The sequence below is a fragment of the Polaromonas sp. P1_F1 genome (assembly GCF_056405795.1).
The window spans coordinates 57,525-70,541 of sequence record NZ_JBFUBJ010000004.1 but is presented as its reverse complement, the minus strand read 5'-3'; the positions used below and the strand labels follow the sequence as shown (position 1 = coordinate 70,541).

The following is a 13,017-nucleotide window of genomic DNA, read 5'->3' as shown; positions in this document are numbered from 1 at the left end:
GCCAGTCCCGCGGCTCCCGCTGGTTGAGCCCCTCCTCAACCCAGCATGAGCCCTGGAACCGGCTTTGCCGGGCCGGAGGGCGGGCGGACCCCTCGGGGAGGTAAGGAGTTACACACAGTGAACGACCGTGGGGGCACGTTTCTTGCACTAAATCCTGCATGACGCCGTCCCAATCCCTGCGCCTTGTCATCATCGCCCCGGACCTGCTGGAGTCCGTGTCCGATGACGACCATGCGCGGGAGCTGGCCGAGCGCTCGCGCCAGCTGCGCATCGGATTGCTGGAAAACGGTTACAACATCGTCGCGGTGCTCCCGGCCGATACCTTCCTGGACGAGCGCCTGGCGCAACTGCAACCCGACATGATCATCGTGGACGCCGAAAGCGAGGCCCGCGATTCGCTGGAGCATGTGGTGATGGCGACGCGGGACGCCCGCCGGCCCATCGTGCTGTTCACCAACGACAACGACACCAGCCACGTGAAGGATGCCGTCGCCGCCGGCGTGTCGGCCTATGTAGTGGCCGGCCTCTCCCCGGACCGCATTCGGCCTATCCTGGACGTGGCCATGGCGCGCTTTGAGCACGAACAGGGCCTCCGCAAGGAACTGGCACACGCCAAAACAGAGCTGCATGACCGAAAAGTCATAGACCGGGCCAAGGGCATGCTGATGCAGCGCCAGGGCCTGACCGAACAGGCCGCCTTCGAAAAGCTGCGCAAGGCAGCGATGGATAAGGGCCTGCGGCTGGGCGAAGTCGCCCAGCGCATGCTCGACGCCCTGGATTTGCTGGGATAAATCCCGGGCCTGATCTCAGGTAACCCTCAATTGGTGCACCGCACAAATACGGTGCAAGCATCAAACCACCGCCTCGCACCGCCTTTCCCCGCAGCCACTGGTGCACGCAGTGCGTCCGGGCACTTTCCCTTCTCAAAACGACCCGCTGTCACAGCACTCAGCATCGCTGGCACAGCTTTTGCAATGCCCTAGGCACTGGTCAAAGATGGCCAACCGGCACAGCACTTCAATGGCGAAGTGTGTGGTGCCCCCAAGGAACAAAGGCGTTCGCACCCTGCATCACGTTCAACGTGTTGCCCGGGTCGAGCGCCTTTTTGTTTTTGTCTTTCGTTTTAACTATCAGGAGCCGCTGACATGACTGAACTGCTGAAATCTTCGCTGACTCGCCGCACCGTGCTGCAGGCCGCGGCCGTAGGCGCCGTGGGCATCAACCCCGCCCTGCGCGCTGCCGTCTATGCCCAGGGCTCAGACGCACCAGAGAAGAAGGAAGTCAAGATCGGCTTCATTCCGCTGACCGACTGCGCCTCGGTGGTCATGGCCTCAGTGCTGGGCATTGACCAGAAATACGGCGTCAAGATCATCCCGACCAAGGAAGCCAGCTGGGCCGGCGTACGCGACAAGCTGGTCAACGGCGAACTGGACTTCGCCCATGTGCTCTACGGCCTGGTCTACGGCGTCCACATGGGCACAGCCGGCCCCAAGAAGGACATGGCTGTGCTGATGACGCTCAACAACAACGGCCAGGCCATCACGCTGTCCAAGAAACTGGCCGACAAGGGCGCCATCGACGGCCCGGGCCTGGCCAAGCTCATGGCCAGCGACAAGCGCGAATACACCTTCGCCCAGACCTTCCCGACCGGCACGCACGCCATGTGGCTTTACTACTGGCTGGCCGCCAACGGCATCAACCCGATGAAGGACGCCAAGGTCATCACCGTGCCGCCACCGCAAATGGTGGCCAACATGCGCGTGGGCAACATGGACGGCTTCTGCGTGGGCGAGCCCTGGGGCCACCGCGCCATCATCGACGGCATAGGCGTGACCGCCGTGACCACCCAGGACGTCTGGAAAGACCACCCTGAAAAAGTGCTGGGCACCACGGCCGACTTCGTCAAAAAATACCCCAATACAGCGCGCGCCGTGACCGCCGCCATCATCGAAGCCGGCAAGTGGATTGACGCCAGCCTCTCCAACAAAAACAAGATGGCCGAGACCGTGGCCGACAAGAGCTACGTCAACACCAGCGTGGACGCCATCAACCAGCGCATCCTGGGCCGCTACCAGAACGGCATGGGCAAGACCTGGGACGACCCGAACTACATGAAGTTCTACAACGACGGTGCGGTGAGCTTCCCTTACCTGTCCGACGGCATGTGGTTCCTCACGCAGCACAAACGCTGGGGCCTGATCAAGGAGCATCCGGACTACCTGGGCATCGCCAAACAGATCAATCACATCGACGTCTACAAACAGGCCGCGACGGCTGCCAAGGCGAGCGTTCCCAAAGACATCATGCGCAGCAGCAAGCTGATGGACGGCACGGTGTGGGACGGCAAGGACCCGAAAAAATACGCCGACAGTTTCAAGGTTCACGCCTGAACACCCACGCTATATCCACGCTACACCCCACCCAACCTTCCCACGTAAAGAGGTGACGCCATGGTCAGTGCCGTATTTCACAACCCGCTGGAGGCGGCAACCCCTGCAAGCCGCAGCAACGAAAGGCCCAGAGAGGCCGTCGCTATCAATTCGATAGCTGGCGGCGCTTATCCAACGGGCTCCGCAGCCAAAAATAACATGAACGTTTCAATAAAACCCATGCCCGCCACCAAGCCATCCCGCGATGCCTCCTGGCTCTGGCTCACCATCCTGCCCCCCCTGTTGGGCCTCGGTTTGCTGGTGCTGATCTGGGAGCTTGTTTTCATGGGCACGGCCGGCAGCATTCCCTCGCCCAAAGACACCTTTGTGCAGGCGGTGCAGATCTTCAGCGACCCGTTTTACAGCAAGGGGCCGAATGACCAGGGCGTGGGCTGGAACGTGCTGTCGTCGCTCAAGCGCGTGGCCATGGGCTTTGGCATGGCGGCCGTCGTCGGCATACCGGTCGGCTTCATGATCGGTCGCTTCAATTTTTTGAGCCGCATGTTCAACCCGCTGATCAGCCTCTTGCGCCCGGTGTCGCCGCTAGCCTGGTTGCCGATTGGTCTGCTGGTCTTCAAGGGCGCCAACCCGGCTGCTATCTGGACCATCTTCATTTGCTCCATCTGGCCCATGATCATCAACACGGCTGTCGGTGTACAACGCGTGCCGCAGGACTACATGAACGTGGCGCGTGTGCTCAATCTCAGCGAGTGGAAGATCGTGACCAAGATCCTCTTTCCTGCCGTGCTGCCCTACATGCTGACCGGCGTTCGTCTGGCTGTCGGCACCGCCTGGCTGGTGATCGTGGCCGCCGAGATGCTGACCGGTGGCGTCGGCATCGGCTTCTGGGTCTGGGACGAGTGGAACAACCTCAACGTCAAGAACATCATCATCGCGATCTTCGTGATCGGCATCGTCGGGCTGGTGCTGGAGTTCGCACTGATCAAGCTTGCAACAGCCTTCACGTTTGAAGAAGTCAAGAACTGAACCGCTCGAACAAAAGGAGAACCAAGCCATGACATCCTTCACTACCAAGTACATCGAGATCCAGGGCGTAGAGCAAACTTTCAAGACCAAAAAGGGGCCGTTCTGCGCACTGCAAAACATCAACCTCACGGTCGCCAAGGGCGAGTTCGTCACACTGATCGGCCATTCCGGTTGCGGCAAATCCACGCTGCTCAACCTGATTGCCGGCCTGACCACACCCACCGAGGGCAGCCTGCTGTGCGCCAACCGCGAAATCGCCGGCCCCGGACCCGAGCGGGCCGTCGTATTCCAGAACCATTCGTTGCTGCCCTGGCTCACCTGCTTCGAGAACGTTTACCTTGCCGTCGAGCGGGTTTTTGCGGCCACGGAAAACAAGGCCCAGCTCAAGGCCCGCACCGACGCCGCACTGGCCATGGTCGGGCTGACGCCAGCGGCGCAAAAACGTCCCGGCGAGATTTCGGGCGGCATGAAGCAGCGCGTTGGCATTGCACGCGCACTGTCGATGGAACCCAAGGTGTTGCTGCTGGACGAGCCTTTCGGTGCCCTTGATGCGCTGACCCGCGCCAAGCTGCAGGACGAACTGCTACAGATCGTCGCCACCACGCAAAGCACGGTCGTGATGGTGACCCACGATGTCGACGAAGCCGTTCTCCTGAGCGACCGCATTGTAATGATGACCAACGGTCCCGCCGCCACGATCGGCGAAGTGTTGCCAGTAGAGCTGCCCCGCCCACGTTCCCGCGTGGCGCTGGCCGAAGACATCCGTTACCTGGGTTACCGCAAGGCCGTCATCGATTTCCTTTACACCCGCCAGGGCCACGTCGAAAAAGCGGCCTGAAAAGGCCAGACCGGAAAAGCGGCAAACAAGCCGCTCCGGGATTTTCAAAGGGAGGTTTTTAATGTCTGCAGTTTTGCCAATCCCCGGCGCCGACAGAATCGCCCATGGCGCGCCGATCAGCACACGGCCGTCAGCATCGCACGGCCTCTCCTCGCTCGGCAAGTACCGTGAAATCATCATCGCAGTCGCGTTCTTCCTGCTGTTTGACCTGGGCGTGCTGGTCCTGAACTTCTACACCTCGTTCAAGATTGACCAGGACACCGTGGCCATCAACCTTTCCGGCCGCCAGCGCGTCGTCTCGCAACGCGTCGCGCGCACCCTGCTGGAGCTCGATGCCATGCGCGTCTCGGGTGCGCCCTACAGGGCCGACACTCTGGCGGAGCTGCGTGCGGGTGCCAAAATCTTCCAGGTGTCGCAGCTGGCGTTTCGCGAAGGCGGCACCATTCCCGGCGGCGACGGCAAGCCGGTCTACCTGGAGCCGGTGGTGTCCAGCCGCGGCCGTGAGCTCGAGGAAAAGGTGGAGCAAATCTGGAAGCCCTACTTCGCCCTGCTCCAGCCGCTGCTGGCAGGCGACAACTTCACGCAGCAGGAATTGGCCGCCGCGCTGGCCTACAGCCAGACCTACAACATCCCGCTGCTGGGCGCGGCTAACGACTTCGTGACCGAAACGCAGCAGATAGGCGCCTCGCGAGCCAGCGTGCTGCGCATGGTGCAAACCGGCGGCATCGTGCTGGCACTGCTGAATTTCGCCTTTATCCTGTTCAAGTTCCTGCGCCGCCTCAAAACTTCAGACGCCGCGATTGAGGCCGCCACCGAAGAAAACCGGGAAATTCTCGCCAGCGTTCGCGAAGGGCTGTTCCTGCTGACACCCCAGCACCAGCTCGGTTCCCAGTTGTCCCGTTCGACCCACGCACTGTTCGGCAAAACGCTGGCACCAGGGCAAAACTTCTTTTACCAGCTGTCCACCCTGGTTTCCGACAAGGCATTGACCGATGCGCGGGACTATGTCGAGTTGTTGTTCTCCCCGCACGTCAAGGAGCAACTCATTCAGGGCATCAACCCGCTGTCGGAGGTGGAACTCACCGTCAGGAACCGGCTCGGCCAGGACACCAAGCGCTACCTTTCGTTCCATTTCAACCGGGTGCAGGACGGCAACACCGTACGGCACCTGCTGGTTACCGTGCAGGACATCACGCAAAAGGTCGAGCTGCAGGCCCGGTTGACCGGCGAACGCCAGCGCTCGCAAAAAGAGCTGTCCATGATGCTCAAGGCTTTCGAGACGGAGCCAGCCATGATGCGCGCCTTTGTCGAGAGGGCTGAAGCGTCCCTGCTGGAAGTCAACGACCTGCTGCGAAGCACTTCATCGGCCGCCTCGGAAGTCCAGGTGCTCAAAGCTGTGGACGGCGCCTACCGCCGCATCCACGCCTTCAAGGGTGACGCAGCATCGCTCGGGCTGGAAATCCTGGCCACACTGGCCCATCAGTTCGAAAGCGAGTTGCAAAAGCTCAAGGACAACGGCGCCGCCACCGGCGACGCCCTGCTGGCCCTGCCTTTGCCGCTCGAGGACCTGCTGGCCAAGGTCGGCGCCTTCAAGGCGCTGGGCCAGAAGCGCTCAGGCGGTGACACGACGCCCGCCCCGGACGGTTCCGCATCGCAAGGACTGAACGCCGTGCTGACCCAGCTGGCGAACGAGGTCGGCACCGACTGCGGCAAACGCGTGGATGCCGAGGTGCGTATGGGCAGTGCCCAGGACATGCCGGCCGACAAGATGAACCTGCTGCGCGAAATCGCCATCCAGCTTCTGCGTAACGCCGTGGTGCACGGCGTGGAGGTGCCATCCGTGCGGCGCGCTGCGGGCAAGGCGGAGTCCGGGCGGATTACCGTCAACCTCACCCGGAACGAAGACGGCCAGTGGCAGCTCAGCGTACGCGACGATGGCGCGGGCCTGAATGCGGCCGACGTTCGCCGCCGTCTGCTTGAACTGGGCTGGTATACGCCTGAGCAGCTGCAAAGCTTCAGCGAGCAGCAGATCGTTGCGCATATTTTCAAGCCGGGCTTTTCCACGGCCGGTGCCACCTCCCGCCACGCAGGCCGCGGCGTGGGCCTGGACCTGGTGCAGACCAATGTGCAGCAGCTGGGGGCGCGCCTGCTGCTCTCCAGCACGCCCGGCCAGCACACCGAATTCAAGGTTTCTTTTTCCTGAATTTTCCTGAAGCAATCCAGCAATGGCCATCACAAACCCCACACAGGAGCTTCTCCATGCGACTGCTGATTGTTGACGACTCCAACATGATCCGGACCCGGATTTCGAGAGTGGTGCAAAACGGCGGCATCAAGGGCGTGGTGCTCGCAGGCCTGGCCAAAAACGGCCTTGAAGCCGTGCGGCTGGCCCGGGCAACCCGGCCTGAGGTCGTCACCATGGACCTGACCATGCCCGAGATGGACGGCATTGAATGCATCACCGCATTGCTGAAGTTCGACCCGTCCATCAAGATACTGGTGGTCAGCGCCCTCAGCGACAAATCGACAGCCATCCAGGCGCTCAAGCTGGGCGCCCGCGGATTCGTTGCCAAACCCTTTACCGACGAAGAGCTGCAGATTGCACTGCTCGACGTTGCAGACGTGCGCTAAGGACATTGTTATGGCCACACTGAACGAAAACGACCTCAAGCTCTTTGTCGATTCCATCCGGCATTACCTCAAGATCACGACCCGGCAGGAACCGCAGATCACCTCGGCCTATCTCGGCACGGGAGATATCGAAGCCTTTGAATTCAACGGCATCGTGACCTTTTCCGGAAGCCACAACGGACATGTGGTGGTGTCCATGCCAGGGAAACTGGTGCGCGAGATTTTGCTGCTCCAGCATGAAACCGATCTGAGCGATGGCAATCTGCTCGACGCCGTGGGTGAAATCGCCAACACCCTGGCAGGCAATGCACGCAAGGCTTTGGGGTCCGAGCTGCAGATTTCAGTGCCGATCAAGCTGCAGGGTGCGCAGGGCATGAAAGCCCGGGTACGCAAGCGCCCCTACGTGATCACCTTGCGCTGGAACCACTACGCGGCAATGGTCTGCGTCGACATGGACCGCAAAAACTAGCCCGCGACCTCGGTCGGCTTGGTTGATTCGCACGGCTGCACGCACGCAATGTGTGCGTTGCACCAAAAGAAACAGCAACTCAGGCTCAAATTGCGCTGCAAGGGTGCATTTTGAGTGCCCCAAGTTGGCATGCTTTTCGCACTGTTTCTGTGAATCAACCATCTTCACAGAAAGAGCTTGCACCATGGCGGGGTTTCGTAATTTTCTCAAGGCTGGCCACGCGCCCACACTGGGTGCGGCGTTTTTCTACTTCGCGTTTTCGTGCTGCATCTGGGTCATGAACGGCGCCATGGCGCCTTTCATTTCGGAAACCTACAAGCTCTCGCCCACAGAAAAAGGCGTGATGCTGTCGGTTCCCATCTTCGCCGGCGCGCTGATGCGCTTTCCGCTGGGCGTGCTGGCGCAATACATTGGCCGCAAAAATGCCACGCTGGTCGAAATGGGCCTGATCATGGTGGCGCTGCTGTTCGGCTACTTCGTGGTTGACTCCTACAGCAGCCTGCTGGCCATGGGCGTGCTGCTGGGCATTGCCGGCGCCAGTTTCGGCGTGGCGCTCAGCCTGGGTTCGGGCTCCTTCCCTCCCCGTTACAAGGGCCTGGCCATGGGTCTGGTCGGTGCGGGCAACGTGGGCACCGCTGTCTCCGTGCTTGTCGCGCCGGCGCTGGCGCAGCGCTTCGGCTGGCAGTCGGTCTACGGCATTGCTGCCGTAGCCATGCTGCTGCCGATGATCGCGATGATTCTTTTTGCCAAAGAACCCGACGATGTGGACAGCCACGCCACCCTGCGCGAACACGTGGCCTGCCTGTTCGAAAAAGACGGCTGGGCTTTCAGCCTGATCTACGCCGTGAGTTTTGGCGGCTTCATCGGGCTGGCGACGTTTTTGCCTTCCTACTACTACGACCAGTTCGGCGTCAGCAAGGTGCAGGCCGGGCAGCTGTCGATGCTGGCAGCCTTCATGGGCGCGGCGCTGCGCATCTTCGGCGGCTGGATCTCGGACCGCTGGGGCGGCGTGAACACCTTGAGCGTCGTGCTGCTGACGATTGCCGCCACGCTCGTGGCATGCGGCCTGGCCAGCAAATCCCTGGTGGCCACCACCTTGCTGGTCATGCTGTGCTTTGCCGCACTGGGTGCAGGCAATGGCGCCCTTTTCCAGCTGGTACCGCTACGCTGGCCCCTGGCTACTGCGGTAGCCGGCTCCATGATCGGGGAAATCGGCGCACTGGGCGGCGGCCTGGTGCCCAATGCCATGGGTATCTCCAAGCAGTATGCGGGCACTTACATGTGGGGTTTCTTCTTTTTTGCAGCCTTGTCGCTGGGCATGCTGGTGATGCTGCGGGTGATGCAGATTCGGTGGACACGAACCTGGGCGGAGAAAGGTGGACGGGCGAGGACTGCTTGAGGATGCGCCTTTAGCTGAGGCCGCTGGCCGGGGTTGCCCGGCGGCAAGTAACTTTCTTTTGCGTCGCCAAAAGAAAGTCACCAAAGAAAAGGCGACCCTGCTGTTTGCGTCCCTTCGCTGCGCTTCGGGCAACCTGCGGTGCTCGGTTCAGGCGGGGTCTCGCTCGAACTCGCTACGTTGCACTTCGCTCAGACAATCGCGATCCCTGATCCGCCTGAACCTGCGCTCCTCGGCGCAGACAGAAGGGGTAATCGGGAGCGGGGACTGAAGACAAATACCAACTCCAATACCAACAAGGACACGCCATGGCGTGTCCTTGTTTCTTCAGGTATTCGGGGTTTGTCTTTGGCTGTTTGGTATTCCTGTCTCCACCCCCTTGTGTATGCGCCGAGGAGCGCAGGGCCAAACGGATCAGGGCAAAAACTTGTTTGAGCCGCAGGCGAGTTGTTTTTGACCCCGGCTGGACCGAGCACCGCAGGTTGCCCGTAGCGAAGCGCGGGGACGCAGGAACCAGGGTCGCCTTTTCTTTGCTTACTTTCTTTTGGCGAAGCAAAAGAAAGTGAGTTGCATGCCGGGCAACCCCCGGCCAGCAGGATTCAGACGAGAGCGCCTCCATCAAACCAACAACAACCCCAAAAAAAGGCCGCTATCAATTCAATAGCTACTTGCGCCCGTCCCCATTGCCCCACAGCCCAATTCAATACTCACCCACCCTACCTCGGCAAAAACAGCAACCAGTAAATCAACAACACATTGACCAGCACACTCACGCCCAGCAGCAGCTTCCACAACATCACAGGATCCCGCTGGATCAAAGGCGTGGCCTGCGGTGCTGTCAGCGGCCGCGAGGCGCCCCGCTCCAGCGCCAGCAACAATTCCTCGGCGGTTTCGAAGCGCCGGCGCTTGTCGCGCGCCACGGCCTTGAGCACGACGTGGTCCAGCCAGATGGGCACTTCGGGATTGATGCGGCTGGGCGCAACAGGGTCGCGGTAATACCGCCCAGCCTGGTAGGGCAGCACCTCTCCATACGGCAGGCGCGCGGTCAGCAACTGGTACAGCGTCACACCCAGCGCGAACAAATCGCTTTGCGCATCGGGCAGCTCCTCCGGCCCATCTGTGCTGCTTGCGCTGAAGCCCCATTGCTCGGGATTGATAAAACTGGGCGTGCCGGCGTGCAGCTTTCGCATCGCTTCGGGCTCGCGCCCGCTCAATGCCACGCCGAGATCCAGCAGCCGTAGCACGCCATCTTCGCCCTGATGGAGATTGGCGGGCTTGATGTCGCGATGGATCACGCACTGGCGGTGCAATCGGCCCAGCGCCCGCGCGGCCTGGGTGGCCACGCCCAGCACCTGCTCCACGCTGAACTTGTGGCGGCGGTCAAGCTGCTGCTGAAGTGTCTCGCCGCTGTGCCAGTCATACAGCAGGTAAAACGCGCTGCGCTCCTGACCGTTCGGCAGGCGTTCATGGAGGTTGACCAGATGCCCTGCAGCCCTGCCCGACTGCATGCGCAGGGCCAGCCAGGCCTCGTGGGCCAGCATGGCACGCTCTTCTTCGTCATGCGACCTCGACGGGTGCAGCGTCTTGAGGGCATACAGCACCCGTGTAGCGGGATCGCGCACCTGATACAGCACATTGATGCCGTTGTCGGCCACCGGCGCCGTCACACTCAGGCCGTCCATCACATCGCCCACCTTCAGGCGGGGCGGAATGGGCAAGGTCTGCGCAATGCGGTTGACGTCCTGCAGTGTTGCGTCGAGCAAACCGCGCACCCGCACCACTACGGCCGTCACGTTGTCGTTGCTGCCGGCCGCCAGGGCCGCCTCGACCAGGTTCTGACTTGCAAGCTGGGCGTCGGCAGACGCCTCAAGATCGGCAAAACCCTGCAGCCGCACGTCACGCACCACGCCGTGCACGCCGTCCGTCAGCAGCACAAAAACATCGCCGACCTGCAGGTCACCCTGCATGTAGTCCACCACCACATGGTCCTCGGCCCCCACCGAACGCAGCAACTGGTGCCGAAAGTCCGGGTGATTGACTGCATGGTCGTGCGTGAGCTGCTGGGTTTTGCCGCCGCGCAGCAGATAGGCCCGCGAATCGCCGACATGCGCCAGCGTGTACGACTGCCCGCGCAGTACCAGCGCCGTGAGGGTGGTCAGGCCCATGGCCGGACTGCGGCGCTGGTTGATACCCGCCAGCCAGGCGTTTTGCGCCCCGATGATGCGGTCCAGGGCCACGGTGGTGTCCCACGTTTCGGGCGTGCCGTAGTAGTCACGGACCAGGCTGGTCACGGTGGTCTGCGCCGCCTCACGGCCCATGCCGCCTGTGCTCACGCCATCGGCAATCGCCACGATGGAACCCATACCCTCCTGCCCCGCCTCGGGCAGCATCGCAGCGCAAAAGTCTTCGTTGGTGTTCTTGCGGCCCGCCAATGAAGCGAAGCCAATGTCCAGATCAAATGCCATGCACCAAGATAAGCAAGTTTAATGCCCGAATTTGGTGCATCGCAACAATACACGACTGGCGTGCAGGCCCTAGCCCACCAGCATTTGCATGCTGTGTTCGTACTGGGCCGACAGCTGCTCAAAGACGTCGAGGAGGTCTTCGCTGGCCGTCGCCAGACCCTCCAGGCGCCGGGGATCTTTGTCCATGGCAAGCGCGCCCTCGCGCATGTGCTGCCAGCTGATGGCCGCCCGGTCCAGCGACAGGCGGATGTCCTTGCTGGTCAGCGGAATGTCGTTCAGGTATTGCAAGGCCTGCTCGAATGCCGCCTGGGACTCGGCCATGCCGGCCTCGCTGCGGGCCAGCGTTGCCTTGCCACCCGTGGCCCTGAGCAGGGCATATTTGGCAAAACGCTGGCTCAGCATGCGCTGCCGGCCAGCCAGGTTCAGCATCTGCAAGGGAGGCATTGCGCCGGCGCTCTCCAGGCTGCTGGTCATGCGCTCGGCATCCTGCAAAAGCAGGTCTGCCAGTTCATCCAGGTGAGCCATGCTGCCAGCGGCGGGCGTGTCCTGCAAGGCAATCTTGAGCCGTCCCCAGGTAATGGACACCTGCCCGAGCAGGTCTCCAAATGTGGGCTGCGAAAGGCTTTTCCCCAGCGAAACCAGGTTGGCGTCGATGCGCAGCACCGACTCCTTCAGCAGCTCTTTGGCCCGGGCGGCCTGCACACCCGCCAGCTGCAACAGGGCAAGCTTGACCAGCCGCTGCGACAACATGCGCAACTGGCCGGAACGGTTGACATCCTCAGCGAAGCGCGCCGAATGGATGATGTGCTCCGACACCTGCCCCAGCCGCTGGTTGGTATGCATGGAAGCGGTCCGCAAAATATGGAAGGCGTCGTCGTCCGACATCTGCCGGGCCCGCATCAAAATGCCCTTGGCGCGATCAACCGCCTTGCGCTCTTCAAGCCGGCTGGCTGCCTCCTGCACCTGGGCACGCAGGGCCTGCTCGCGGGTAAAACGCGCCTTGGCGAGGTGAATGAGGGGCCGCAGGCGCTGCGCACCATAACCGTTGACCACATAGGCATGAACCCCCACCTCGGTGGCCCGCGTGATCTTTCCCGCGTCTGTGTCGCTGGTGAAAACAATGACGGGACACGGCGCCGTGTCAGCCACCAGCTGCAGCACCTTGAAAAGCTCATCACCCGGAAGCGGGTCATGGCAAATCACCACATCGGGTGCTTGCCGAAGCACTTCCTGCACCAGTTTGCTGCGCTCATCCACAGGCCCCAGTACCTGGATACCAGCTGCCTCCAGGTCTGAAACCAGGGGATGTGCGCCACCAGGGCCGTTCAGGTTTACCAATGCGGAGGTCATACAAATCAAGAGGTTAAGCGGGGAACAGCGACACAGTTCGCAAGTCGCAGGCCATGCCACCGCCACGCCGGTGCCGGGAAAGCTGCGAATCCCAATGATATGGCACAAGTCTTGCGTCATTTGCAGCGGGCGTAACGACGCGCCCAACCTTAGCGAATGCACTGCGGGTTCTGCGCACAACGACGTGCGTAATGGTGTGCCTCATACCGGGTTGACAGCCCGGATCCCTGTTTTTCCGGGAGAGAGCATCATGATTTCCACTCAATTTTTGACAAATCAGACAGATCCGCTGGTGTTGGCGAACTACCGCTGCGTTGCTGCGCCTTATCCCGGCGCCGAGGCCATTCACCGCGCCCAGCCCGCCCGTTGCCCATCTGCTGCCGCGTTCGCCGTGGCATGACGCTTGCACATTGGACCTTGAAAATGACATCGAATCAATCTGGAGTAGCCCC

11 protein-coding genes are annotated in these 13,017 nt (G+C 61.7%); 9 read left to right on the top strand and 2 right to left on the bottom strand.

The features are described from left to right. The first annotated feature begins 158 nt into the window (after positions 1-158). The 8 genes from AC1DZE_RS12455 (at position 159) to AC1DZE_RS12420 (ending at position 8,753) form a co-directional block, all read left to right on the top strand. Positions 159-791, top strand: a complete 633-nt coding sequence (locus tag AC1DZE_RS12455; RefSeq protein WP_477671583.1) for an ANTAR domain-containing response regulator — start codon at positions 159-161, stop codon at positions 789-791. Positions 792-1,145: 354 nt separating this feature from the next. Then, positions 1,146-2,390, top strand: coding sequence for a CmpA/NrtA family ABC transporter substrate-binding protein (locus AC1DZE_RS12450; RefSeq protein WP_477671582.1), 1,245 nt, complete (start codon positions 1,146-1,148; stop codon positions 2,388-2,390). 219 nt (positions 2,391-2,609) lie between these two features. Continuing rightward, complete coding sequence (ntrB, locus tag AC1DZE_RS12445) at positions 2,610-3,416, top strand: nitrate ABC transporter permease (protein WP_477700217.1); 807 nt, start codon at positions 2,610-2,612, stop codon at positions 3,414-3,416. A 28-nt stretch (positions 3,417-3,444) separates the two neighbouring features. Beyond that, a complete protein-coding gene (locus AC1DZE_RS12440) occupies positions 3,445-4,254 on the top strand; it encodes an ABC transporter ATP-binding protein (protein ID WP_477648110.1) in 810 nt (269 codons plus the stop codon). 61 nt (positions 4,255-4,315) lie between these two features. Beyond that, the gene (locus tag AC1DZE_RS12435) at positions 4,316-6,457 is read left to right on the top strand and encodes an ATP-binding protein (protein ID WP_477700110.1); all 2,142 of its coding nucleotides are present in this window, start codon (positions 4,316-4,318) and stop codon (positions 6,455-6,457) included. Positions 6,458-6,513: 56 nt separating this feature from the next. Beyond that, positions 6,514-6,885 (top strand): response regulator transcription factor, encoded by a 372-nt coding sequence (locus AC1DZE_RS12430; RefSeq protein ID WP_457279080.1) that lies wholly within the window; start codon positions 6,514-6,516, stop codon positions 6,883-6,885. A gap of 10 nt (positions 6,886-6,895) precedes the next feature. Then, positions 6,896-7,354 (top strand): chemotaxis protein CheX, encoded by a 459-nt coding sequence (locus AC1DZE_RS12425; protein WP_431097274.1) that lies wholly within the window; start codon positions 6,896-6,898, stop codon positions 7,352-7,354. Between the two features lie 184 nt (positions 7,355-7,538). Then, on the top strand, positions 7,539-8,753 hold the full coding sequence (locus AC1DZE_RS12420) for an MFS transporter (protein ID WP_477671579.1): 1,215 nt from the start codon (positions 7,539-7,541) through the stop codon (positions 8,751-8,753). A 713-nt stretch (positions 8,754-9,466) separates the two neighbouring features. On the opposite strand, the gene AC1DZE_RS12415 is transcribed toward AC1DZE_RS12420, so the two are convergent. Together AC1DZE_RS12415 and AC1DZE_RS12410 are read right to left on the bottom strand one after the other, a co-directional pair. Continuing rightward, positions 9,467-11,215: a bifunctional protein-serine/threonine kinase/phosphatase gene (locus AC1DZE_RS12415; protein ID WP_477700109.1), complete on the bottom strand. Its 1,749-nt coding sequence runs from the start codon at positions 11,213-11,215 to the stop codon at positions 9,467-9,469. A gap of 69 nt (positions 11,216-11,284) precedes the next feature. Continuing rightward, positions 11,285-12,565, bottom strand: coding sequence for a type IV pili methyl-accepting chemotaxis transducer N-terminal domain-containing protein (locus AC1DZE_RS12410; RefSeq protein ID WP_477671577.1), 1,281 nt, complete (start codon positions 12,563-12,565; stop codon positions 11,285-11,287). A gap of 250 nt (positions 12,566-12,815) precedes the next feature. On the opposite strand from AC1DZE_RS12410, the gene AC1DZE_RS12405 reads away from it, so the two are divergent. After that, positions 12,816-12,965 (top strand): hypothetical protein, encoded by a 150-nt coding sequence (locus AC1DZE_RS12405; protein WP_477671576.1) that lies wholly within the window; start codon positions 12,816-12,818, stop codon positions 12,963-12,965. Positions 12,966-13,017: the final 52 nt, after the last annotated feature.